At 71.8% G+C, this 23,371-nt stretch carries 24 protein-coding genes; 11 read left to right on the top strand and 13 right to left on the bottom strand.

Annotation, left to right across the window (positions count from 1 at the left end):
- Positions 1 to 44 precede the first annotated feature (44 nt).
- Positions 45 to 614, top strand: a complete 570-nt coding sequence (locus tag ACZ7OU_RS01720; RefSeq protein ID WP_470239350.1) for an RNA polymerase sigma factor — start codon at positions 45 to 47, stop codon at positions 612 to 614.
- The gene (locus ACZ7OU_RS01715) at positions 611 to 1,876 is read left to right on the top strand and encodes a hypothetical protein (RefSeq protein ID WP_470253936.1); all 1,266 of its coding nucleotides are present in this window, start codon (positions 611 to 613) and stop codon (positions 1,874 to 1,876) included. The genes ACZ7OU_RS01720 and ACZ7OU_RS01715 overlap by 4 nt, the downstream gene beginning before the upstream one ends.
- Here ACZ7OU_RS01715 and ACZ7OU_RS01710 read toward each other — a convergent pair.
- On the bottom strand, positions 1,849 to 2,466 hold the full coding sequence (locus tag ACZ7OU_RS01710; protein ID WP_470253935.1) for a TetR/AcrR family transcriptional regulator: 618 nt from the start codon (positions 2,464 to 2,466) through the stop codon (positions 1,849 to 1,851). The genes ACZ7OU_RS01715 and ACZ7OU_RS01710 overlap by 28 nt on opposite strands.
- Positions 2,467 to 2,550: 84 nt before the next feature.
- On the opposite strand from ACZ7OU_RS01710, the gene ACZ7OU_RS01705 reads away from it, so the two are divergent.
- The 8 genes from ACZ7OU_RS01705 to ACZ7OU_RS01670 all read left to right on the top strand — a co-directional run bounded on the left by ACZ7OU_RS01705 (position 2,551) and on the right by ACZ7OU_RS01670 (position 11,057).
- The gene (locus ACZ7OU_RS01705) at positions 2,551 to 2,952 is read left to right on the top strand and encodes a MerR family transcriptional regulator (RefSeq protein WP_470239347.1); all 402 of its coding nucleotides are present in this window, start codon (positions 2,551 to 2,553) and stop codon (positions 2,950 to 2,952) included.
- Between the two features lie 50 nt (positions 2,953 to 3,002).
- Positions 3,003 to 3,926 (top strand): aldo/keto reductase, encoded by a 924-nt coding sequence (locus ACZ7OU_RS01700; protein ID WP_470255862.1) that lies wholly within the window; start codon positions 3,003 to 3,005, stop codon positions 3,924 to 3,926.
- A gap of 84 nt (positions 3,927 to 4,010) precedes the next feature.
- Positions 4,011 to 5,549, top strand: a complete 1,539-nt coding sequence (locus ACZ7OU_RS01695) for an NAD(P)-binding domain-containing protein (RefSeq protein WP_470253934.1) — start codon at positions 4,011 to 4,013, stop codon at positions 5,547 to 5,549.
- Positions 5,549 to 6,619, top strand: coding sequence for an alpha-hydroxy acid oxidase (locus ACZ7OU_RS01690; RefSeq protein ID WP_470253933.1), 1,071 nt, complete (start codon positions 5,549 to 5,551; stop codon positions 6,617 to 6,619). The genes ACZ7OU_RS01695 and ACZ7OU_RS01690 overlap by 1 nt, the downstream gene beginning before the upstream one ends.
- Positions 6,616 to 7,881, top strand: a complete 1,266-nt coding sequence (locus ACZ7OU_RS01685; RefSeq protein WP_470253932.1) for a cytochrome P450 — start codon at positions 6,616 to 6,618, stop codon at positions 7,879 to 7,881. The genes ACZ7OU_RS01690 and ACZ7OU_RS01685 overlap by 4 nt, the downstream gene beginning before the upstream one ends.
- Positions 7,878 to 9,158, top strand: coding sequence for a cation:proton antiporter (locus ACZ7OU_RS01680; RefSeq protein WP_470239343.1), 1,281 nt, complete (start codon positions 7,878 to 7,880; stop codon positions 9,156 to 9,158). Before ACZ7OU_RS01685 ends, ACZ7OU_RS01680 begins: the two co-directional genes overlap by 4 nt.
- Positions 9,159 to 9,222: 64 nt before the next feature.
- Complete coding sequence (locus ACZ7OU_RS01675; protein ID WP_470240746.1) at positions 9,223 to 9,870, top strand: response regulator transcription factor; 648 nt, start codon at positions 9,223 to 9,225, stop codon at positions 9,868 to 9,870.
- Positions 9,867 to 11,057, top strand: a complete 1,191-nt coding sequence (locus ACZ7OU_RS01670) for a sensor histidine kinase (protein ID WP_470239342.1) — start codon at positions 9,867 to 9,869, stop codon at positions 11,055 to 11,057. The genes ACZ7OU_RS01675 and ACZ7OU_RS01670 overlap by 4 nt, the downstream gene beginning before the upstream one ends.
- Positions 11,058 to 11,190: 133 nt before the next feature.
- On the opposite strand, the gene ACZ7OU_RS01665 is transcribed toward ACZ7OU_RS01670, so the two are convergent.
- From ACZ7OU_RS01665 to ACZ7OU_RS01625, 9 genes are all read right to left on the bottom strand, one after another.
- Positions 11,191 to 12,495, bottom strand: coding sequence for a HEAT repeat domain-containing protein (locus ACZ7OU_RS01665; RefSeq protein ID WP_470253931.1), 1,305 nt, complete (start codon positions 12,493 to 12,495; stop codon positions 11,191 to 11,193).
- Between the two features lie 32 nt (positions 12,496 to 12,527).
- A complete protein-coding gene (gene hisS, locus ACZ7OU_RS01660; protein ID WP_470239340.1) occupies positions 12,528 to 13,817 on the bottom strand; it encodes a histidine--tRNA ligase in 1,290 nt (429 codons plus the stop codon).
- Between the two features lie 23 nt (positions 13,818 to 13,840).
- Positions 13,841 to 14,230 carry a hypothetical protein gene (locus ACZ7OU_RS01655; RefSeq protein WP_470253930.1) on the bottom strand — a complete coding sequence of 130 codons (390 nt, stop codon included), beginning with the start codon at positions 14,228 to 14,230 and terminating at the stop codon, positions 13,841 to 13,843.
- Between the two features lie 86 nt (positions 14,231 to 14,316).
- Positions 14,317 to 15,480, bottom strand: a complete 1,164-nt coding sequence (locus tag ACZ7OU_RS01650) for an amidohydrolase family protein (protein ID WP_470253929.1) — start codon at positions 15,478 to 15,480, stop codon at positions 14,317 to 14,319.
- A gap of 1 nt (position 15,481) precedes the next feature.
- Positions 15,482 to 16,609, bottom strand: a complete 1,128-nt coding sequence (locus ACZ7OU_RS01645) for an MAB_1171c family putative transporter (RefSeq protein WP_470239337.1) — start codon at positions 16,607 to 16,609, stop codon at positions 15,482 to 15,484.
- The gene (locus ACZ7OU_RS01640) at positions 16,606 to 17,127 is read right to left on the bottom strand and encodes a hypothetical protein (RefSeq protein ID WP_470239336.1); all 522 of its coding nucleotides are present in this window, start codon (positions 17,125 to 17,127) and stop codon (positions 16,606 to 16,608) included. The genes ACZ7OU_RS01645 and ACZ7OU_RS01640 overlap by 4 nt, the downstream gene beginning before the upstream one ends.
- Entirely contained in the window at positions 17,124 to 17,528 is a 405-nt protein-coding gene (locus tag ACZ7OU_RS01635; protein WP_470239335.1) for an XRE family transcriptional regulator, read from the bottom strand. The genes ACZ7OU_RS01640 and ACZ7OU_RS01635 overlap by 4 nt, the downstream gene beginning before the upstream one ends.
- A gap of 295 nt (positions 17,529 to 17,823) precedes the next feature.
- Positions 17,824 to 18,276, bottom strand: a complete 453-nt coding sequence (locus ACZ7OU_RS01630; RefSeq protein ID WP_470253928.1) for a flavodoxin family protein — start codon at positions 18,274 to 18,276, stop codon at positions 17,824 to 17,826.
- On the bottom strand, positions 18,276 to 19,910 hold the full coding sequence (locus ACZ7OU_RS01625; protein ID WP_470253927.1) for a phospho-sugar mutase: 1,635 nt from the start codon (positions 19,908 to 19,910) through the stop codon (positions 18,276 to 18,278). The genes ACZ7OU_RS01630 and ACZ7OU_RS01625 overlap by 1 nt, the downstream gene beginning before the upstream one ends.
- 30 nt (positions 19,911 to 19,940) lie before the next feature.
- Here ACZ7OU_RS01625 and ACZ7OU_RS01620 point away from each other — a divergent pair, with 30 nt between their 5' ends.
- Positions 19,941 to 21,101, top strand: a complete 1,161-nt coding sequence (locus ACZ7OU_RS01620) for a glycosyltransferase (protein WP_470253926.1) — start codon at positions 19,941 to 19,943, stop codon at positions 21,099 to 21,101.
- A 55-nt stretch (positions 21,102 to 21,156) separates the two neighbouring features.
- Here ACZ7OU_RS01620 and ACZ7OU_RS01615 read toward each other — a convergent pair whose 3' ends face one another.
- Genes ACZ7OU_RS01615 through ACZ7OU_RS01605 form a run of 3 tightly spaced genes read right to left on the bottom strand, consistent with a single transcriptional unit; the run spans position 21,157 to position 23,290 of the window.
- The gene (locus ACZ7OU_RS01615; protein ID WP_470239331.1) at positions 21,157 to 21,936 is read right to left on the bottom strand and encodes a purine-nucleoside phosphorylase; all 780 of its coding nucleotides are present in this window, start codon (positions 21,934 to 21,936) and stop codon (positions 21,157 to 21,159) included.
- Positions 21,933 to 22,352, bottom strand: coding sequence for an ABA4-like family protein (locus tag ACZ7OU_RS01610; protein ID WP_470253925.1), 420 nt, complete (start codon positions 22,350 to 22,352; stop codon positions 21,933 to 21,935). The genes ACZ7OU_RS01615 and ACZ7OU_RS01610 overlap by 4 nt, the downstream gene beginning before the upstream one ends.
- A complete protein-coding gene (locus ACZ7OU_RS01605) occupies positions 22,349 to 23,290 on the bottom strand; it encodes a hypothetical protein (RefSeq protein ID WP_470253924.1) in 942 nt (313 codons plus the stop codon). The genes ACZ7OU_RS01610 and ACZ7OU_RS01605 overlap by 4 nt, the downstream gene beginning before the upstream one ends.
- Positions 23,291 to 23,371: the final 81 nt, after the last annotated feature.

Raw genomic sequence — 23,371 nt, 5'->3', positions numbered from 1 at the left:
AAAGTTGCGCGCAACATCCGGGGTGGTGCCGGCCACTGAGGGGTGTGACCAGCCATGCGACGGGGGCGCCGGTGGACGATCGGGTCCTGTGGGACAAGGCTGCCGGGGGCGACGAAGCGGCCTTCGGCGAGCTGTTCGAACGGCACGCCGAAGCCGTCTGGAACCACGCCTACCGGCTGACGGGTTCGTGGTCCGCGGCCGAGGACCTCACCTCGAACACCTTCCTCACCGCCTGGCGCCGCCGTGCCGACGTGACGCTGGTGCGGGACAGCGCCTTGCCGTGGCTCTACACGGTGGCCGGCAACGCCGCGCGCGACGAGTACCGCGGCGCGAGACGGCGGCTGCGGCTGCTCCGCAAGATCCCGGACCCGCCGGTGGTGTCCGACCACGCCGACGCGGTGGCCGAGCAGCTCGACGGCGAGCAGCGCCTGCGCGAGATCGTCGAAGCCGTGCGGACGCTGCCGAAGTCGCAGCGCGCGGTCGTCGAGCTGTGCCTGCTCGGCGACCTGAGCGTCGCCGACGCGGCCGCGTTGCTGGCCGTCGCGGAGGTCACCGTCCGCGCCCACCTGTCCCGGGCCCGCGCCCGGTTGCGCACGCTGCTGGAGGAGAAATGAGCGACGACCTCCGAGGGCTCCCGCCGCGGCGCGAACTGCCGGACGACGTCCGGGACCGCCTGCGCGCGGAGGTCCGCGCCGGAACCGGGAAACCCCGGCGGCCCCGGCAGGTCTGGTACGCCGCCGCGGCGGCCGTCGTCGTGCTGGCCGCGGGCGCGGTCGTCGCGACGCAGGTGATCCGGCAGCCGGTCGCCACCCCCGGGCCGCCGCCGGACCCGGGAGACCACCTCACCCTCGACCCGAAGGTGGCGACGGCCGCGCTCGACCGCTGCTGGGCGGCCGTGGAGACGGCGGGCAAGACGGACCGCGTGCCCCCGCGCGAGGAGTGGGTCCCGCTGTTCACGGAGGTCTTGGGGGCGGATTCGGTGGTCGCGGCGATGGCGGCGGGCAAGCCGATGTTCTGCGAGACCACCGAGACGACCGTGACGCTGTCGGACCCGGCGGCCACGCCCGCGTACGCGCCGGGGACGCACGTCGGGCTGCTGCTGCACAGCCCGACCGGCGTGGTCGCCGGGGTGGTGGACCCGGGAGCGGCGAAGGCGTTCCTCGATTCGCGCACCGAAGACGGGGAAAACATGTCGCAGTCGATCCGCTCGTCTCCGGTCACCGGCCAGTTCGTCGGGATGACCCGGTCCGCCCTGTCGACGACGACGCTCAGCCTCGAGTACCCGCCGGCGCCGGGCGGGACCGCGCTGCCCCAGCCGCCGCCCTGGTTGGTCATGGCGGTCGACCGGCCGGTCACCGCCGAGCGGACCTCACCCGCGGGCCGGGCGCTGGGCGAGTGCCTGGACCTCGCGCCGATCGAGGTGATCCCGGACGCCGCGGCCTACGCGCCGGGGCCGGTGCTCGAGGCCGACGGTTACCAGGTCGTCCTGGGCCGCTACGGCGACCGGGTCGTGGTCTGCGCGACCGAGCCCGACCGTCAGCGGCCGGGCAAGACGAAGTACCGCGCCTACGCCGATTTCATCGGGCCGCAGACCCCGCCGGCGCGCACTCTCCATGTGGGCACCCTGGGCGGGACCGAGTCGGAGGCGATGCAGGGGAAGGCACGGCGTCCGTACGTCGCGGCGCTTCCCACGACGGCGGTCGAGGCGACCATCGACTTCGGGATCGGGACGAGCGTCCAGGCCGGCGTCGTCGACGGCATGCTCGCCACGTGGGTCCCGCAGAACATCCGCCTCGACCCGGTGGCGAAGGTCCACGTCCAGGCCCGCGACGCCCAGGGCAAGGTCGTCTACGACGGGTCACTCTGGCTGTTCTGAGGCCGCAGCCAGCCGGAGGCGTTCGCGCGCAGGGCCGTCTCGTAGGAGCCCGTGACGTCGAACCCCTCCGGCAGGTTGCCGGTCAGCTCGAGGGAGACGAGCCCGTGCACGAAGGCCCAGCAGCCGACCGCGACCGTCTCCGGCGCGACGTCGAGGAAGACGCCGTCGGCGATGGCGCGGCGGATGATCGCCTCCAGGGGCTCGAGGGTTTTGCGGGCGAGCTTCTCGGCGTCTTCGTTGGGCTCGAACCCGGGCACCGACCTGGTGAACATGATCCCGTACAGGTTCGGGTCGGCCAGCGCGCTGGCGCGGTAGGCGCTGCCGAGCGCGACGAGGTCGCCGACCGGGTCGCCGGTCAGCACGGTGCCGGCCATCCGGGCGCCGAACCGGCGGAAGCCTTCGGTGTAGAGCGCGTTCACCAGATCGGGTTTGCTGCCGAACAGGGAGTACACGGCGGTGGTCGACGTCCCGGCGTCGGCGGCCAGCTTCCGCAGGGAAAGCGCCTTCGGCCCGTCGGCGGCGATGAGCTCCCCGGCGCGGTCGAGGAGCTTCAGCCGGAGCGCTTCGTCGTGTGTCCGTGGTCGAGCCATCTACTCAGCGTATCGGAACGCTGTTATTTTTGGCCAGAACGGGGATTTGACCTGGAGTGCACTCCAGGTCGTAGTGTCGAGCTCATGAGCTACTCGATAGCGGAAGCCGCGCGACGTAGCGGACTGTCGATCGACACTCTCCGGTACTACGAGCGCATCAAACTGCTCGACCCGCCCGCGCGCGACACCGCGGGCCGCCGGGCCTACTCCGACGACGACCTCGGCTGGCTGGGGTTCCTGACCAAGCTGCGCACCACCGGGATGCCCATCAAGAGCATGCGCGAGTACGCGTCGCTGCGCCGCCACGGCGTCGCCAGCGCGGGCCGCCGCAAGGCTCTGCTGGTGGAGCAGCGGCGGTCGGTCGCCGAGCGGATCGCCGAGCTGCAGGGCTGCCTCGACATCCTCGACTACAAGATCGACAACTACGCCCAGGTCGAGCAGAAGGTGCTCGGCATCCAACCCGGTATGGAGGAGATTTCCGCGTGAAGACCAGGAAGCTCGGCGGTCTGGAGGTCGGCGCCCAGGGACTCGGCTGCATGGGGATGAGCCAGGCCTACGGCGTCCGCGACAACGACGAAGAGTCGATCGCGACGATCCACCGGGCCCTCGACCTCGGCGTCACGCTGCTCGACACCGCGAACGTCTACGCGAACGGCGTCAACGAGGAACTGGTCGGCCGCGCGATCGCCGGCCGCCGCGACGAGGTCGTGCTCGCGACGAAGTTCGGCATCGTGTGGACCGACGGCGCCATGGGGGCGCGCGGTGACGCGGAATACGTGAAGCAGTCCTGCGACGAGTCGCTGCGCCGGCTCGGCGTCGACCACATCGACCTGTACTACCAGCACCGCGTCGACCCGGACACGCCGATCGAGGAGACCTGGGGCGCGCTCGGCGAGCTGGTGGAGGCCGGGAAGATCCGGTACGCCGGGATTTCCGAGGCGAGCGCGGCGACGATCCGCGCCGCGCACGCGGTCCACCCGGTGACGGCGCTGCAGAGCGAGTGGTCGCTGTGGACCCGCGGCATCGAGGGCGAAATCCTCGACACGTGCCGCGAGCTCGGCATCGGCGTGGTGCCGTTCTCGCCGCTGGGCCGCGGTTTCCTGACCGGCGCGGTGCAGTCGATGGCGGACCTGCCGGAGGACGACATGCGCCGCGGCCTGCCGCGGTTCGCCGAGGGCAACTTCGAGCGCAACATGGCGATCGTCGACGCGCTGCGGAAGCTGGCGGAGGACAAGGGCGTCACGGCGGGGCAGCTGGCGCTCGCGTGGGTGCAGTCCCACGGCGAGGACGTCGTGCCGATCCCGGGGACGAAGCGCCGCAAGTACCTGGAGGAGAACGTGGCGGCGGCTTCGCTGCAGCTGACCGCGGACGACCTCGCGGCCATCGCGGCGGCGGCTCCCGCCGAGGCCGTCGCGGGCGAGCGCTACCCGGAGCGGCTGGCCCGCGCCGCCGGGAAGTGAGCACCTCCTTCTGAGCCTTTTCTGAGATCTCCGGAGCAGGCTCGGCGCCGATCAAGGTCGGTGCCGAGCCTGCAGGAGGTCGTCGTGGAGGAAGTGCTCGATTATCTGGTCGTCGGGGCCGGGCCCGCCGGGTTGCAGCTGGGGCAGCACCTCGGCCACGCCGGGCACCGGTACCTGGTGCTGGAGGCCGGTTCCGCGCCCGGCCACTTCTTCGAGACCTTCCCCCGGCACCGGACGCTCATCTCCATCAACAAGAAGCACACCGGGTACGCGGACCCCGAGCTGCGCATGCGGATGGACTGGAACTCGATCCTGACCGCGGGCGGCGAGGATCAGCCCCTCTTCACCGACTACAGCGAAAAGCTCTTCCCGGATGCGCCGGACCTCCTGCGCTACCTCGCCGACTACGCGGCGAAGCACGACGTCCAGGTCCGCTACGACACCCGGGTGACGCGCATCCGCCGTGATCCGGAAAGCGCTCTCTTCATCCTCACCGCCGGTGACGAAGAGTTCAAAGCAAGAAAACTGATCATGGCGACCGGCGTCACCAAGCCGTACGTCCCGCAGTTCCCCGGCGTCGAGCTGATCGACCAGTACGTGGACGTCAGCGTCGACCCGCACGAGTTCACCGACCAGCGCGTCCTGGTGCTGGGCAAGGGGAACTCCGCCTTCGAGACCGCGGACAACCTGATCGAGACCGCCGCGGTCGTGCACGTCGGCGGCCCGCGGCCGGTGAAGCTGGCTTGGCGCACCCACTTCGTCGGCCACCTGCGCGCCTACAACGCGGGCATCCTCGACATGTACCAGCTGAAGCTCCAGCACGCGATCCTCGACGGCGACGTCCGCGAGGTCCGCAAGGACGCCGACGGCTACCACGTCAAGTTCGCCTTCGCCCGCGCCGACGAGGTCATCAAGGAGATCCGCTACGACCGCGTCATCGGCTGCACGGGCTTCCGCTTCGACGCGTCGCTGTTCGACGAAGACAGCCGTCCGCAGCTCACGATCAACGACCGCTTCCCGGCGCAGACGCCGGACTGGGAGTCGGTCAACGTTCCCGGCCTCTACTTCGCCGGCACGATCACGCAGGTCCGCGACTTCAAGAAGGCCACCAGCGCGTTCATCCACGGCTTCCGCTATGGCGTCCGCGCACTGGCCAAGGTCCTGAACGAACGCCACCACGACGTCCCGTGGCCGAGCGTCGAGCTGTCCGCCAAACCGGACGCGCTGACCGATGCCGTGATCACCCGGATCAACCGGAGTTCCGCGCTGTACCAGCAGTTCGGCTTCCTCGGTGACGCGCTGATCGTCGACGGCGACACCGCCCGCTACCTCGAAGAGGTGCCGGTCGACCGCGTCCTGCAGGACCCGCCGGACGAGGTCTACGTCGTCACCCTCGACTACGGACCCGACCACGACAAGATCGACCCGTTCGACTTCGTCGCGCGCGCGGCCCAGGACAAGGCCAACGACCACGGTGAAGGCCACTACCTGCACCCGATCGTCCGGCACTACCGCCGCGGCGAGCTGGTCGCCACCCACCACGTCACCGAGAACCTCGAGAACGAGTGGGACAAAGAGGTGCACGTCGAACCGCTGACCGCGTTCTTCGCCCGGGAGCTGTGATGCGCACGATCGCGGAGTTCGAGGCGGCGGCCCGGCAGCGCCTCGACCCGGTGCACTACGACTACTTCGCGGGCGGCGCGCAGGACGAGATCACCGTGGTGGAGAACGAATCGGCGTTCAAGAAGCTGCGGTTGCTCCCTCGGGTCCTGCGCGGCAGCGACAAACGGGACCTGAGCGTCGAGCTGCTCGGGACGCCGTCGTCGATGCCGATCCTCGTCGCGCCCACGGCGTTCCACCGCCTGGCGCACGGCGACGGTGAGCTGGCCACCGCCCGCGCGGCGGCGCGCGCGGGCACGATCATGATCGTCAGCATGGCCTCGACCACCGCGATCGAGGACATCGCCGCGGCGGCCCGGGAGGTCGCGCCGGACCCGGGCCTGTGGTTCCAGCTCTACCTGCAGCCGGACCTGGAGTTCACCGAGGCGATCGTGCGCCGGGCCGAAAACGCGGGCGTCAAGGCGTTCGTCGTCACCGTCGACTCGCCGGTGCTCGGCCGGCGTGAGCGCGACGACCGCAACGACTTCCACGACCTGCCGCCGGGACTCGCTGTCGAGAACCTGCGTGACATCGGGGAAAACCGCAGCGACGGCAACGCCAGCCATGTCCGCGACATCGTCATGTCGGCCGGGCTGAACTGGGACCACATCGCGTGGCTGCGGGGCAAGACCAAGCTCCCGGTGCTGATCAAGGGCGTGCTGCACCCCGAGGACGCGCGATTGGCGGTGCACCACGGCGTCGCCGGGATCGTCGTCTCCAACCACGGCGGCCGCCAGCTCGACACCGTGCCCGCGACCATCGACGTCCTCCCCGAGATCGCGGCGGCGGTCGGCGGGGCGATCCCGGTGCTGCTCGACGGCGGGATCCGCCGCGGCACCGACGTCGTCAAGGCCCTCGCCCTCGGCGCGGACGCCGTCGGCGTCGGCCGGCCGGTCGTGTGGGGGCTCGCCGCGGGCGGGCGCGAAGGCGTCACGCAGGTCCTGGAGCTCCTGCGCGACGACTTCGACCAGGCGCTGGCCATGTGCGGGGGACGGCACCCGGCCGACCTGACTCCGGACCAGGTGCGGCGATGATCGGGAAAGCGCTGGCGACAGCCGCCTTGGTGACGGCGCCGGCCTGGCTGCCCAGCCGCGTCGTCGCCCTGCGGATGCGGATCTTCTCGCTGGTCAACGGCCAGGACACGGTGACGATCCCGGGGGAGCAGGTCGGCGTCCGCGACTTCCGGCGCGTCTACGCCGACCCGGCGGCGAACGGCCGCAGCCGCGGCGCCGCGCTGTCCGACCTGTTCTGGTACTGGCTCGCGCCCGGGCCGCAGGTGCACCAGGAGCACCTCGAAGCCGGGCCGCGCTACGACGAGGTCGCCAAGTGCACCCGGCACATCCTGGTCCGGTCCAAAAAGGACTCCGAAGAGCTGGCCCGGCGGGTGGCCGCCCACGTCCTCGACGGTCTCGGCGGCGGCCTGATCCGGCTCCGCGACGAGATGATGCCGATCTGGGCCGAGCTGTACTACGAGCTGGTGTTCGACGAGCCGTGCCCGCCCGAGGCGCGTGACCTCATCATCGGGCACGCCGACGACGTCGCCTCGGCCCTGAAGTGCGTGCGGCCGCGGAACATGCGCCGCCGGGCCCGCCTGACGAAGTACCTGCGCCGACGCCTCGCCGACGTTCCGCACCCGCTGCCGGACTCCCTGACACCGGAGGAGCAGGCCTACTACCTGCAGGGCACGTTCTTCAACACCGCCGTCGTGCAGATGTCCGAGGCGATGGCGCACCTGCTGATGATCGTGGCCCAGCGCCCGGACGTCCAACGGCGGCTCGTCGAGCACCCGGACGACGACGCCTACCTGGACCGGGTCATCGACGACGGCCTGCGCGAGTTCCCCCTGTTCGGCATCGCGCACCGGATCTCCACCGCCGACATCGACCTCGCGGACCTGACCATCCCGGCGGGCACCGTGCTGTGCTTCAGCTACCCGGGCTTCGCGGCCCAGACCGCAAAGGACGACTTCATCCCCTTCGGCGTCGCGCAGAACCGCGCCTGCCCGGCCCGCGGCCTGGCCCCGCCGACCATGCGGGTCGTGACGCGCGAAGTCCTGCGCCGGTTCAGCCTCGCCTCGACGGCCGGGCACACCCGCTCCATCCCCAACCGCGGCCCGGCGCTGCTCACGCCCCGCGGTGCGCGCCGCAAGCGCGCGCCCCTGGTGTGGCTCGCGGTCCGTGACCGCTGGGAAGACGTCTGGCGCAGCTTCGCCCAGCTCGTCTTCGGCACGTACATGGTGCTCGACGCCCGGAAACAAGCCCTGTGCTCGACCTACTTCGCCGGAGGAAACTCATGACCCCCACCGAAGCGGCACCGGCGTTCTTCCTCGCCGTCGCGGTCATCCTCGTGGTGTGCCGGCTCGTCTGCCTGGTCGCGGTGCGGCTGGGGCAGCCACCGGTGGTGGGCGAGATGATCTCCGGCGTGCTGCTCGGCCCGTCCCTGCTGGGTTTGCTCCTCCCGGGCGTGCAGACGGGGCTGTTCCCGGACGGCATCCGCCCGCTGCTCTACGTCGGCGGCCAGATCGGCCTGGTCATCTACATGTTCGGCGCGGGGTACGAGTTCAGCCTCCGCAGCATCCGCGGCTCGGCGAAGTCGGTCGGCGCGATCTCGGCCGCGGGCACGGTGGTGCCGCTCGCGCTCGGGGTCGGCGTCGCCGTGTTCGGCACGAGCTGGGCGGGCATCGGCAAGGACGGCGTCTCGCTCGCGACGTCGGCGGCGTTCGTCGGGGTCGCGCTGGCCATCACCGCCTTCCCGATGCTCGCCCGGATCATCACCGAACGCGGTCTCGGCGGCACCCGGTTCGGCTCGCTCGCGCTGGCCTGCGGCGCCCTCGACGACGTCCTGGCGTGGGTCCTGCTGGCCGTCGTGCTGGGCATGCACGCGGACTCGGCCGGGCCCGTCGCGCTGGCCGTGGGCGGCGGCCTGCTGTTCGCGTTGCTGCTCGTCCTCGTCGGACGCCGGGTGCTCGCGAAGGCGATGGGCAGTGACCGGATCTCCGCCGACCAGAAGATGCTGATCACGGCGTTGACGCTGTTCGCGGCCGCCTGGTTCACCGACATCATCGGGCTGTACGCGGTGTTCGGTGCCTTCTGCGTCGGCATCGTGTTCCCCCGGGTGCCCGCCGCGGACGCCGTGCTCGCGAAGATCATGCCGATCGGGCGGATCGTGTTCCTCCCGCTGTTCTTCACCTATTCCGGCCTGAACACCCGGTTCGCGCTGCTCGCGGACCCGAAGCTGCTCGCGTTCGCGGTGCTGTGCGTGGCCGTCGCGATCGTCGGCAAGCTCGGTGCCTGCTGGGGCGCGGCGCGACTGGTGGGGGAGTCGCAGCCGGTGGCGTTGCGCGTCGGCGCGCTGATCAACGCCCGCGGGCTGATGCAGCTGATCGCGCTCAACGTCGGGCTGGCCGCGGGGATCGTCTCGCCGGCGTTGTTCACGGTGCTGGTGCTCGTCGCGCTGGTCACCACCGTCATGACCGCGCCCGTCCTCAGCTGGCTCGACCGGCGCGATGCCCGCAAGGGGAGCAGCGAGGTGCTCCTGATGGCCGAGCCGGCACCGGTGACCGGGAAAAGTTGATAGTTCAATTTCGGAAAATCACTGCCAGTATGGGTTCGTGCACGAAGGGGCGACGAAACCGAGAGTGCTGCTCGTCGAGGACGACCGGGAGCTGGCGGGCATGCTCGCCGAGCTGCTCGCGGACGAAGGCTACGAGACCGACGCGGCGCACGACGGGCAGCGGGGCCTGCACCTCGGGCTCACCGGGCAGTACGACGTGATGATCATCGACCGCCGCCTCCCGGTGCTGGACGGCCTCGAGCTGATCGCCGGGCTGCGGGCGCGCGGGGTGACCACGCGCGTCCTGGTCCTCTCGGCGCTGGGCGAGCTGGCCGACCGGGTCGGCGGGCTCGACGCCGGCGCGGACGACTACCTCGTCAAGCCGTTCGAGGCCGAGGAGCTGCTGGCCCGGCTGCGGGCGCTCGGCCGCCGTGACCTGGAGGGCGCGGAGAGCCTTCCGGTCGGCGCGGCGGCCCTCGACCTGCGGCGGCACGAGGTCGTGCTGCCGCGCGGGGAGCGGATCACGCTGTCCGGGCGGGAGTTCGAGCTGCTGCGCACGCTGGCGCAGCGGCCGAAGGCGATCCACCCGCGGGCGTCGCTGCGGGGAGCCGTCTTCGCCGACTCGACGGGGGAGTCCATTGTGGACACCTATGTGTACTACCTGCGGCGCAAGCTCGGCCGCGACGTCGTCCGGACGGTGCACGGCCTCGGCTACCAGATCGGCGCGGTATGAGACCCGACCAGGAAGAGCGGGCCCTGCGGCGGGCGCGGTGGGCGATCACCGCGCAGATCGCCGTCGTGGTGTCGATGCTGGTGGCCGTCGCGGGCGCGATCGCGTACGGGATGCTGCTGACCCGCCAGCACGCCGAAGCCGACCGGACGCTGGCCCGGACGACCGAGCTGGGCCCGGCGGCGACCCCACCCGGCTGCGTCTGGCTGTTCACCCCGGTCCTGCACGCGCCCGCGGGCCCGGCCCCGGCCGGGATGCCGATCGCCGGTCTGGACGCGACGGTGCCCGTCCCCGGCGACGTCCACACGGAACGGCGCCCGATCGGCGGCATGACGTACACGATCCGCGTCGAGAACCGCGGTGGCGTCGTTTCACAGGCGTACTTCGAGGAGCTGTACCAGATCCAGGACCGCTCGTCACTGGTATCGGGGCTCGTGGTCGCCGAGGTGCTGGCGCTGCTCGCGGCCGTGCTGTGCGGCCGGGTGCTGGCGTGCCGGGCGATCCGTCCCCTGGCCGACGCGCTGCGGCGGCAGCGGACGTTCGTCGCGGACGCGTCCCACGAGCTGCGCGCCCCGCTGACCAGGCTGCACACGCGGGCGCAGCTGCTGGCCCGGCGTTCGTCCGGCCGCGACGCGGACGACCTCGAGCAGCTGGTCCGCGGCACGCGAGAGCTCGGCGAAGTCGTCGAGGACCTGCTGTTGTCGGCGCAGGCGTCCGACCGGCCGGAGTTCGAGCTGGTGGAGCTCGGGACGCTCGCGGAGGAAGCGGTCGCGGCGGAGGCGGTGCGCGCGGGGGAGGGCCAGGTCCGCCTGGCGGTGTCGCGGGAGCGCCGGCCGTACGTCGTCCAGGGCGTCCCGACGGCGTTGCGGCGCGTGCTGTCGGCGTTGCTGGACAACGCTTTGGGCCACACCCCACCGGGCGGTTCGATCGAGGTGTGGCTGGGCGTACCGGACGAAAGGCACGTGGAGCTGCGCATCCGCGACACGGGCGTCGGCTTCCCCTCGGCGGACGCGGAAAGGATTTTCGAGCGTTTCGCCCGAGGTTCCGACGGCGACGGCCGCCGCTTCGGCCTGGGCTTGGCTTTGGTCCGCGAGGTGGTGACGGGCCACGGCGGCACGATCGCGGCGGCCGGCCGCCCCGGCGACGGAGCCACGTTCACCTTGCGGCTGCTCCGCGCCGACCCGGTGTGATCGCAGGGGCATCACGCGTGATCAGAGGGGCATCGCTCGTGATTGAAGGGGCATCACGTGCGATGCCTCCCCAGTCACGCGTGATGCCTCCCTAATCACGCGTGATGCCTGTCCAATCACGCGTGATGCCCCTTCAATCACGCGAGTTCCGGGTTTGGGGCAAGGCGAAGCGGAGCTGCCGGGCCACTCGCGGTGGGGCCAGCGGGAGGAGGGCCTCGATTTCGGTTGCCAGTGCGGGGGACGGGGTCGTGTACGTCGCCGCCGTGTGGTGCAGCCAGGCGTGCAGGTCTTGCTCGGCGTCGGCCGCCAGGTCGGGGTCGCGCAGCAGCGTGAGGTCCGTGTGCAGGCGCAGCCAGGTGTCGCGGTCGCGCAGCAGCGCCGCGCCCGCACGTCGCGTGTGGAGTGGCTCCGCCGCGAGCAGCTCCCGCAGTGCGGGGACGCCGACCAGCGCGGGCTTGCCGCGCAGGAACGTCACCACCTGACGGGTCACCGCGGGCGACGGGTCCGTCAGCAACGGGCGCACCGCGGCCGACTCCGGCGCCACCCGGCGCAGGCCGCGGACCGCCACGGCCCGGATCCGGGGACGGTCGTCGGTGAGGAGCCGCTCCAAGCCCGGAGCGTCCTCGCGCGTGCCGGTCTCGCCGAGCCCGGCGACCGCGCCGAAGGACGCCGGCATCGCGCGGTAGTGCGCGGCCGGGTCGCCGCCCGCCCGGGACACCAGCGCCTGCGCCATCGACCGCACCGCCGACGACCGGTCCGCCAGGTGGGCCACGGCGGCGTCCGGCCCGAGCAGCGTCAACGCCCGCATCCGGACCTTCGGCGTCCCGGCCGCGAGGAGCTCTTCGACGCACTCGCCGCGGTCGAGCAGCGCGGTGCCGCACACCGCGCGGACGACGAAGTCGTGGTCCCGCAGCGCGACGTCCAGCAGGCGCTCGCGCGCAAGGAGCCCGAGCGCCTCGACGTGGACCCAGCGCCGGACCTCCCGGTCGTCGATCGCCAGCGCGACGTCGAGGTGATCCGGCAGGGCCCGCCGGAACAGCGCCGTCATCCAGTCGTCGAGCTGCCGGCGCCGGAGCACGCCGATCAGCGGCAGCATCGACCGCAGGGTCGCGGAGTCCACTCTGGACAGTGCCGCTTCCCGGGCGCGCTCGCGGATCGGCCGGACCCAGTCGACGCACCGGACGAGCAGCAGCGGCACCGCCTCCGGGTCGGAGCTGGCGGCCAGCCGCTCGACGGCCACTTCGCGCATCCGGCCGTTGCCGTGGCACGCGGCCTCGGCCAGCTTTTCCCGCGACAGCGGCAGGAGCTCGCCGCCGGGGAAGCGGTACCAGCGCTGCTCGGTCCACCACGCCCGCCGCACGGCGACGTCGAACTCCGCCCACCGCCGCACGTCACCCGCGGCGAAGGCGTCCAGATCGGGCAGGCCGGTTTCGAACACGCACCCAGCGTGTCAGGCGTGTCGAGCCGGTTTCAGCCCAGCAGGGCCTGGACCGCGGCAGGAGCGTCGGCGATCGCGACCGGGTTCTGCTCCCGCGTCGACAGGCTGCGGACCGTGACGTTCCCCGCCGCCCAGTCCTCCTGGCCGACGATCACCACCGCGACCGCGCCCGCCTTGTCCGCGCGGCCGAGCTCCTTGCCCAGCTTGCGGTGCTCGATCGGGGTCGACGTCCGTAGTCCGGCCGCGCGCAGGGACGACGCCACCGAGCGGGCCGCGTCCGAGAGGTCCTCGGTCACCGGGATCACCATGACGTCGACCTCGCTGCGCGGGGCCGGCGTCAGGCCGTGCGTCTCGAGGAAGTCCATCAGCGTGACGTCGCCCATGCCGAACCCGATGCCCGGGATCTGCTGCGGGGTGAACATCGACGCGAGGTCGCTGTAGCGGCCGCCGCCGAAGAGCGCGCGGCGGTTCTCCGGCGAGGTGTCGAAGACCTCGAACACGGTCGACGTGTAGTACGCCAGCCCGCGCACGATGATCGGCTCGTACTTGACCAGCGAGCCGGCGCTGCTGTTCAGGACGCGGACGAGGTTCGACTGCTCCCGCACCTCGGCCGGCAGCTCGTCCAGCAGCGCCTCGCCCGCGTCGAGCGTCTCCGCCAGCTTCTCGAACTGCTTGTCCGACAGGCCGATCTCGCCGGCGCTTTCGGCCAGCTTCTCGCGCGGGTACTTCTCCCAGCGGTCGACCAGCGCGAACACCTGGGCCAGGTGGTCCTCGGAGACACCGGCGACGTCGGTGAGCGCCGACGTCAGCAGGTTCCGGTCGTTGACGCGCAGCACGAACATGTCCGGCGTCGCCCCGAGCGCGGCCATCATGTCGTGCACGAGCTCGAAGATCTCGATCTCACAGTTGGCGCTGTCCGAACCGAAGATGTCGGCGTTGATCTGCCAGTGCTCGCGCACGCGGCCGCGCTGCGGCGCCTCGTACCGGTGGCAGTTCGGGTGGCTGTACCAGCGGACCGGGAACGACAGCGACTTCGCGCTCCCGGCGATCATCCGCGCCACCGACGGCGTCATCTCCGGCCGCAGCGCCAGCCGCCGCCCGCCCTTGTCGGTGAGGGTGTAGAGCTGCTTGTCGGCGAGCTCCTGACCGGACTTCCGCTCGTAGATCTCGGCCGATTCGAGGATCGGGCCGTCGTAGCGGAGGAAGCCGCGGCGCTCGAGGACGTCGTAGAGATGACCGAACACCTGCGTCCGGACGGACATTTCGGCGGGCAGGAAGTCCCGGGTCCCCTTGTAGGGCGCGGTCGGCAGGTATTCAGGCACGTCACCAGCTTAACGACCGGCGCTCAGGCGAAGGCGACCCCGTAGGCGGTGAGCAGCGTGCCGGCGGCGAGGAGCACCGCGCCCACGGACGTGACGCGCCCGCCGAGCCTGCCCTTGTTCGGGATCAGGTGCAGGAAGAAGCCGCCGGACTGGGCGAGGATCCCGAAGAGCAGCAGGAAACACGTGATCCACAACGTCGTGTCGGACAGCGTCGTCCGGCTGAGGATCTGCAGCGCGACGAGGGCGAGGATCAGCAGGACGCCGGCGTGCGCGTGGCCGGCGCGGAACATGGCGCGCTGGTGTTCGGTGAGCTTCCGGTCGCGCAGGACGCCCATCAGCGCGTAGCCGCCGTACATGACGGTGGGGAGCGAGACCAGGGCGATCACGGTGAAGAGCTGGGTGGGCCCGTGCATCGGGGACTCCTTCGAGAGTGGGGTGCAGCTACCGTAACACTGTTTTAAAACGCTGTCACCAAACCAGGCATTCCCCGATCGGGAAACTAGGCCGCGCGGCCCTGAGCCAGCACCAGCAGGGGGTTGCGCAACGCGGCGAGCGACGCCAGCGGGTCACCTTCGACGACGAGCACGTCCGCCGCCAGACCTGGCTCGAGCCGGCCGGTCACCGACGTCAGGCCGAGGCCGGCCGCGGAGTCACAGGTGGCGATCTCCAAGATCCGCCGCCGGGGGAAGCCGAGCCATTCGTACAGCTCCAACGCGCCGACCGGGTCGTCGAACACCGACCCCGGCAGGCCCGCGTCCGTCCCCGCGAGCAGCCGGACCCCGTGCTCCTCCAGCCACGGCAGCCGGCCGTACATCGCCTGCGCGACGTCGTCGCCGAGCTTCTCGACGATCATCCGCCAGTTGCGGCTGCTCGTCGAACACGCCGAGATCCCGTCCGCCGCCATCCGCTTCGCGACGGGCTCGCGCCGGTCGAAGGACCGCGGCCCGGTCAGGAAACTGCAGTGCTCGACCGTCGACACCCCGGCGGAAACCGCGGCTTCGATCGCGTCCGCGCCGTGGGCGTGCGCCGCCACCGGCAGTCCGTGGGAAGCCGCGTGGGACACCACCAAAGACAGCTCACGCAAGGAGAACTGGGACTCCCACATGTCCGCGCCGCCCTCGGTGATCTGGCCGCCGCTGGCCATCACCTTGATCACGTCCGCGCCCGCCGCCGCGTTCTCGTCGATCAGCGCGCGGATTTCGGAGTCGGAAGCGACCGCGCCGCCGAAGAAGTGGCAATGCCCGTCCGGCACGGTGATCGGCGGGCCCGACACCAGCAGCCGCGGCGCGGCTTCCCCGGAGAACGACCGCCGGACCGCCGCGCCCAGGTGGTCGCGGTCGCCGAGGTCGCGCACCGTCGTGACGCCGCTGCGCAGCATCGACGACAGCCGCGAGCGCGCACCGTCCAGAAGGGAGCCGGCGTGGAAGTGCGCCAGCATCTCCCGGGAAGCGTCGAAAGCCAGGTGCACGTGGACGTTGAACAACCCGGCCAGCGCGGTGCCGGTGGGGAAGTCGTGCCGCGAAGCATCCGGTGCCGCCTGCGCGACGACGTCGGCGCGTGGGCCGGCCGCCACGATCACGCCGTCGCGCACCAGCACGGCGCCGTCCTCGACCGGCGCCGACGGCCGCGGCAGCACCCGGCCCGCGGTGATCAGGGTGTCCACGTCAAGCCCCGTTCTCCATCGCCGCCGACAGCGCCAGCAGCGGCCGGACGTCCGATTCGATGTCGTCCGCCGGCGCGGGCAGGACCTGCTTGGCGTGGCCGTCGCTCTCCTCGCCGGCCGCGTGCCGCGCCAGTGCCGTCTTCAACGCGGCCGCGGCGGCGCCGGGATCGGTGGCGACGACCTCGCCGAAGTCCGCGGTCAGGTACGGCGACAGCTGCACCAGGCCGTCCCGGATCTCGATCACCCGGCGGTAGTGCACGCGGTGGATGCTGCGCGGGGAAAGGAGCTCGCCGCGCCGTCGCGGCGGGGTCCGCAGCACGATGCTGGGGAACGCCTGGACCAGAACCGTCCACAAGGGACCGAGCGCGTCGTGTTCGTGACGGTGCTGGCGCCGCCGCCGCACCGCGGAAACCCGCGCCCGCACGCCGGGGTAGGTGACGCCGAGCAGGAACAGCATCCCGCCGAGGATCACGAACGGCACTCCGAGCAGCAGCAGCACCTTGACGACCGGGCCGAACGCCCACGCCACCACGATGTACAGCGCGCGGAAGATGCTGCCCACCGCCGCACAGGCCATGCCGGCCGCGCCCATCCGCAGCCCGATCCGCAGGTGCCGGTCGGCCACCCGCAGGTAGCGCACGATCCACGCCGTGCAGGCGATCAGGCCGTAGATCAGGTACAGCCCGGCGCCGAGGTAGAAGGACGCGATCCCGGAGTCGTGGATCGTCGACGGCCCGAGCGGGAGCCCGCGCAGCTCCGGTGCCGTCAAGGCCATCGTGACGATCATCAGCGTGATCGCCGCGGCCAGTGGCACGAGCTCCACCACCACCCGGCGGTAGCGCCGCGGGCCCAGCGTCGAGCCGAGGAAGAAGATCACCAGCGCGCACACCGCGCACGCCAGCAACGCGTTGTTGGCCACGCGGGCCGCGCCGCGGCCGAGGACCGCGTCGATCTCGTCGGAAATGACCTCCTGCTGCAACAGGAAAGCGAGGGCGAACCCGGCGATGCACGCGGTGACCGCCCAGTTCGGCACCGTCGGTGCACGTTGCACCTGGTAGATCCGCCACGCCAAAGCCGCGGCGAACAACAGCATCGCGAGAACGTTCACGGGGCTGAAAAGTGTGCTCACAACCACCCTTGGTGATCGCCGAGCGCCCCCTGGATCCGGCGAAGATCCCGGTCCGCAGCGCGCCGCGGGATCGTGTAGTTCAGGACCGACGCCCACTCGAGGATGATGGTCGCGACGGTCTCGGCTTCCCACTCGTGCGCGTCATCGTAGGACGTCCGGCGCAGTGCGCGGTGTACTGCATCCGGGTCAAGATCCGGAGCGGGCCCGCGCAGGAAGTCCGCCGGCTCGGCGTCGCCCTGCGGGTGGTGGTCGGCCAGCATGTGCCCGAGCTCGTGCAGGATGATGTGGTCCTGGTGGGATTTCGTGGTTTCGGCCTGGTAGAAGATGTAGTCCGCGGTCGACGTCGCGATCCAGCAGCCGAACGGCCCGGGTACCTCCAGCGGGTAGGCCATCAGCCGGATCGGCTTCCCCCGTTGGTCACCCAGCCGCGCGCACAGCACCTCGACGTCGAGCGGCGGGCCGATGTCGAGCTGCTTCAGCAGCTTGCGGCACCGGCGGCGCAGCTCCCGTTCCTTCATCGCGCGGCGTCCTCCGGGTTCCGGCCCTCGCGTTCGGCCCGCTCGTAGCGCTCCACCAGCTCCAGCAGGTCCATCACCTGCCGGCGGCCCTGCGGCGAAAGCTCCTGCGCCCGCATCGCCATCAGCTGGGCTTCCCCGGCCGGGGGCGCGGCTGCCTCTTCGTCGAAGAAGTACGTCACGGGCACGCCGAACAGCCTCGCCAGTGCCTCAACATAGTGGATCTTCGGGTTGACGCGCTTGCCCGTGGCCAGTTGCTGCAGGTAGGCGGGCGACATCGCCGGCCCGCCCGCCCGCTCGACGGCGGCCGAGATCTCCCGGTAGCTGTGCGGCGCGCGGCCGTCCAGCCGAGCCGCCTCGATCAGGGCGCTCAGGCGTTCCGCGAAAGTGCGTTCCCGTGCCATACCCGCCCCCTAGGTTTCCACCGTGAAAATTCTAGCCGGGAAACCACTGTACGCACATGTTGACAGCTATCGTATGCAGTGGTTTACAGTTGACGCGCCTCTCGTCTTGCTCTCCGTACCCTGGGGGTGTACGGAACCGCAAGACGAGAGGCTGTCATGTCCGCCGACTCGTCATGATCGGCGGTCTGTAGTACGCTTCAGATGCCAAGGTCGAACGCCCTCGCGGCGATCCCTTGGTCTCGGCCTGTTGCCGGAGGTCGACCCCCAGGGCTTCCGGTGACAGGCCCCTTACGTTTCAGGACATCAAGGTCGCGGCCACGGTCCCGCCCAGCTCGGTGCACGCTTCCAGCGTCTTCTTGTCCGGGTCGCCGGTGGTGATCACCGGCTCCGCCACCTTCTCCCACGCCAGGCCGGTGGTGATCGAGAGCAGCTGCCGTTCCGTCCCCGACGTGTCGCTGTTGCCGTGGATCCAGTAGCCGAACGGGCGGCCGCGCGTCGCGTCCAGGCACGGGTAGTAAACGGTGTCGAAGAAGTGCTTCAGCGCACCGCTCATGCTGCCGAGGTTCGCCGGCGTGCCCAGCAGGTAGCCGTCCGCCGCGAGGACGTCGGGGACGGTGGCCGCCAGCGCCGCCCGGCGGACCACCTCCACGCCCTCGATGTCCGGGTGCGTCGCGCCGGCCAGCACCGCTTCGAACAACGCCTGTGTCGACGGCGACGGCGTGTGGTGCACGATCAGCAGCCGCGGCATCAGGCGAGCAGTTCCTCGACGGCCGTCCGCAAGGCGGTCAGCTTCGCGGTCGCGGCGTCGCGCGCCTCGGTCAGCGACCCCGTCACCGGCGCCACGACCTGCAGGTACGCCTTCAGCTTCGGCTCGGTGCCGGACGGGCGGACGACCACGCGCACGCCCTCGCCGGTGAGCCGCAGCACGTCCGCGTCCGGCAGCAGGTCTTCGAGGGTCACCTCGACGCCACCCAGCTCGGCCGGCGGCGTCTCCCGCACCTTGGCCATCAGCTGCCCGCGGACGGCGAGGTCGGTGACCCGCAGCGAAACCTGGTCGGTGAGGTGGACGCCGTGCCGCTCCGCGAGCTCGTCCAGCACGTCCAGCGGGGTGCGGCCCTCGGCCTTCAGCCGCGCCGTGTACCCGGCGGCCAAGGTCGCGGCGGCGATGCCGTCCTTGTCCCGCACGAAACCCGGGTTCACGCACAGGCCGAGCGCTTCTTCGTAGGCGAACACGAGCCCTTCGCCGGCGCGCACGAGCCACTTGAACCCGGTCAGCGTCTCGGCGTAGCGGGCACCTTCGGCCTTCGCGATCTCGCCGAGCATCGACGACGAGACGATCGTCGTCGCGACCAGCGGGTCCGGCAGGACCGTGCGGTCCACTGTGGACAGGACGTACGAGCCGAGCAGCACGCCGGTCTCGTCACCGCGCAGCATCCGCCAGGCGCCGTCGCGCCCCCGCACGCCCAGCGCGCACCGGTCGGCGTCCGGGTCGAGCGCGACGGCCAGGTCGGCGTCCACATCGGACGCGAGCGCGAGCAGCAGGTCGGTCGCGCCCGGCTCTTCCGGGTTCGGGAACGACACGGTCGGGAAGTCGGGGTCCGGCGACGCCTGCGCGGCCACCAGGTGCAGGTCGGTGAACCCGGCCCGCTCGAACGCCGCGCGCAGCGTGTCGGCGCCGACGCCGTGCAGCGCGGTCGCGGCCACCCGCACCGCGCGCCCGGCTCCCATCGGCAGCGTCGCGACCTCGTCGAGGTAGCGGTCCAGCAGGTCGGCGACCTCGGCGCCGGGCGCCCGCGGCACGTTCACCGCGGCGGGCGCGGCTTGGATGGCCCGCTCGATCTCGCCGTCGGACGGCGGCACGATCTGCCCGCCGGTCGCGTCGTAGAGCTTGTAGCCGTTGTCCGCCGGGGGGTTGTGCGACGCGGTGATCTGGATCCCGGCCACCGCGCCGAGCCGCCCGACGGCGAACGCGAGCACCGGCGTCGGCAGCGGTTTCGGGAACACCTTGACGTCGAACCCGGCCGCGACGAGGACCTCGGCGGCCGCGGTCGCGAAGGCTTCCGAGCCGTGCCGCGCGTCGCGGCCGACGACGACCAGCGCGCCCGCGTGGCCCTGCGCCGTCAGCCACTCCGCCACCCCGGCGGTGGTCCGCGTGACGACCGCGACGTTCATCCCGTTCGGCCCGGCGCGCACCGGCCCGCGCAGCCCCGCGGTGCCGAACTCGAGGGGGCCGGCCATGCGGTCGGCCAGCTCGGCGGCCGCTCCGGCGTCGCCGCCCGTCGCGCGGTCGAGGACGTCCTGCAGCTCGGCGCGGGTGCTTTCGTCCGGGTCGTCGGTGATCCAGCGGAGCGCGGCGGCACGCAGGGTGGAAGTCGATGTCACCGCGCCAGCCTACGGGCTAGGGTCGGGGGAGTGCGCTTGCTCTTCACCTCACTGGGGTCCTTCGGTCACACGTTCCCGCTCGTCCCGCTGGCGGTCGCCGCGCGCGACGCTGGCCACGACGTCGTCTTCGCCACCTCGGAAGACTTCCTGCCACAGCTGACGAAAGCCGGGGTCGAGACGGCGGCCGCCGGGCTCGCCCTCAAGGACGCCTTCGGTCAGGCGTTCGCCGAAGCCGGGCCGGCCGGTCCGCGGCGCCCGCCCGGCGAAGTCCCGCCGGAGGTGCTGGGGCCGATCGTCGCGAAGGTCTTCGGCGAGCTCATGCCGAAGCGGTTCATCGACGACCTGCTGCCGCTGTTCTCGCGGTTCCGGCCCGACCTCGTCGTGAGCGAGGCCGGCAACTCGGGCGGCGCGTTCGCCGCGATGAAGGCCGGGATCCCGGTGGTGGCGCACGGGTTCGGCCGCGTGTCGGGCGACGACCCGATGGTGACGCGGATCCGCGACGCGATCCGGGCGCACGGCGCGGAGCTGGGCATCGACGTCGGGGAGGACCTGGCGTTCGCGGGGCCGTTCATCGACATCTGCCCGGAGTCGGTGCAGGACCCGGGGTTCCTGGCGCGCACGACCCGCGTCCCGCTGCGGCCGGTCGGCTGGAGCGAGCCGGGTGAGCTGCCTCCGGGTGTGCTGGACCGTTCGCGGCCGCTGGTCTACCTGACGCTCGGCACGGCGATGGGCCACGCGGGCGTACTGGGCGCGGCGATCGCGGGACTGTCCGGTTTGGACGTCGACGTCCTGGTCGCGACGGGCCCGACGGTCGACCCGGCGGCGCTCGGCGAGGTCCCGGCCAACGTGCGGCTCGAGTCCTGGGTGCCGCAGTCGGAGCTGCTCCCGCACGTCGACCTGGTGGTCCACCACGGCGGCAGCGGCACGACGCTCGGCGCGTTCGGCGCGGGCCTCCCGCAGCTGCTGCTGCCGCAGGGCGCGGACCAGTTCAGCAACGCGGACGCGGTACTGGCGGCCGGCGTCGGCGCACGGCTGCTCGCCGCCGAGGTCACCGCCGAGGCGGTCGCCGAAACGGCCCGCACGCTGCTCACGGACACCGCGGTCGCCGACGCGGCCCGGGCACTGGCGGCCGAGGTCGCGGCCATGCCGTCCCCGGCCGAGGTGACCGCCCAGCTCCCGGCTTTCGCCTGAAACCAAGCGAGTTCCGGCTTGAACCCCGTGCGTGCGGGGTTCAAGCCGGAACCGGTCAGGCGCGGGTGACGAGGTCGCGCAGCAGGGAGCCCATCCGGGTCGCGGCCGCGCGGCCCGCTTCCAGGACTTCCTGGTGGTTCAGCGGCTCGCCGGTCATGCCGGCGGCCAGGTTCGTCACCAGCGACAGCCCGAACACCTCGACCCCGGCCGCGCGGGCCGCGATCGCCTCCAGGACCGTCGACATGCCGACCAGGTCCGCGCCCAGCGTGCGCAGCATGTGGATTTCGGCCGGCGTCTCGAAGTGCGGCCCGGTCAGGCCCGCGTAGACGCCTTCCTCGAGCGACGGGTCGATCTCCCGCGCGATCTTCCGCAGCCGCGCCGAGTACAGGTCGGTCAGGTCGACGAAGTTCGCGCCGACGATCGGCGAGCGCGCCGTCAGGTTCAGGTGGTCGGAGATCAGCACCGGCTGCCCGACCTGGAAGCCCTCGCGCAGCCCGCCCGCGGCGTTCGTCAGCAGCACCGTCCGGACGCCGGCCGCCGCTGCGGTGCGCACGTTGTGCACCACCGGGTCGATGCCCTTGCCCTCGTAGAAGTGCGTCCGCCCGAGCAGCACGAGGACGTTCTTGTCCCCGATCTTCAGCGAGCGGATGGTGCCGCCGTGCCCCACCGCGCCGGGCGTGGTGAAGCCGGGCAGGTCGGCGAACGGGATCTCCGTCTCGCACTCCCCGATGACGTCCGCCGCCGGGCGCCAGCCCGACCCCAGGACCACCGCGATGTCGTGCGCGGCCACGCCGGTGCGCTGGGCGATGGCGCTCGCGGCCTCTTGTTCAGTCATGCGAGGGAGCGTATCCGGACGGCCCTCACCACGAGGAACACCACCAGCCCGAACGGCGAGAGGAAGATCGTCAGCAGCAGGATCGGGCTCACGATCCACGGCGAGATCCCGCGTTCCCGGCCTTCGAAGTACATCCACCGCGCGATGAACAGGTCGAACGCGATGAGGTGCGCCCAGACGAGCCCGGCGCCCCACGGCGTCGCCAGGATCGTCCGCAGCACGTCCAGGTCGGGCGAGAGCATCGCCCGCCCCCACTCGCCGAAGTGCGGCAGCACGAGCGCGAAGTAGCAGGCGAGCGGCAGCAGCGGCACCCACGGCGACGCCATGACCCGCGGCGTCCACCGCCAGTTCGGCAGCAGGATCATCAGCGCCCAGAACGGGGTGGCCAGCGGGAACGCCAGGCTGAAGAGGGTCATCGGACGCGCACCGCGGCCCACGAGCCCAGCCCGACGCCCGCGACGAGCACGGCGAACGCGCCCAGCGTCAGCGCGTCCGGGTGCACGATCGACTGCGCCCGCAGCGCCTGCCACGTCACCAGCGCGGTCAGCCCCGCGTACCCGGCCGCGCCGATCAGCACGAGCCGCGTGCGGATGACGTCGTCGCGCAGCCGGGCGAAGCGCGGCGCCAGTGCCGAGAGCGCGATGGCCAGCAACGGCAGCAGCTGCAGCGCGTGCATCCCGACGAAGTGCGGGATCCGCAGGTCGCCCGCGACCGTGCTCCAGCCGAGGATCGGCAGGCCGGGGCCGCCGTCGGCGAGCCCGACGGTGTGCGCGCCGACCATGTCCGGCTTCCCGCCGGTCTGCCACTGCGCGAGCTGCTGCGCGGTCGGGCTCGTCATCAGGATGCCGAGCGTGATCCCGGCCAGCGACAGGACGGCCCCGGCGCGCACGGCCCAGAAGCTCGCCCGGTCCGGGACCTTCGTGAGCATCACCAGCACGGTCAGCGCGAGCGTGGCGACCCAGAGCCCGATGATCATCTTGGCCATGACGCTGTAGATGCCGGCGTCGAGCGGCGTCGCGTTGTTGAAGTGGCTGGCCCGGCCGCGGACGGCCTGGAACACGAGCAGGACGTACTCGGCGCCGAAGATGAGCACCAGGAAGTTCGTCAGCCCGCCCGCCGTGCGCCGGAACCGCGGCAGCAGCGAGACGAGCCAGCTCCACGTGGCGAAGTAGAGCGCGCCCGACACGGCGAACTTGAACGGCTTCGCCCAGATCGGCGCGCCTTCGAGCGTCCGCTGGTCGAGGAGCATCGCGGCGACGCAGAGGACCGCGACCACCCCCAGGGTGGCGGCCGCCAGCGCGGACGGCCGGTGCCACCCGCGCGTTCTGCTCCGGACGTCGGTGAGAATGGTCATGGTTCCCTCCCAGAATGGATAGTCAAGCTCTCCGTTATGGGAAGTTAAGCTATCCATACTGAGAAGTCTTCAGGGTTGACC

This window comes from Amycolatopsis sp. NPDC114505 (genome assembly GCF_055633615.1).
The sequence above is the reverse complement of the archived record's forward strand: the minus strand, read 5'-3'. Positions and strand labels throughout refer to the sequence as shown.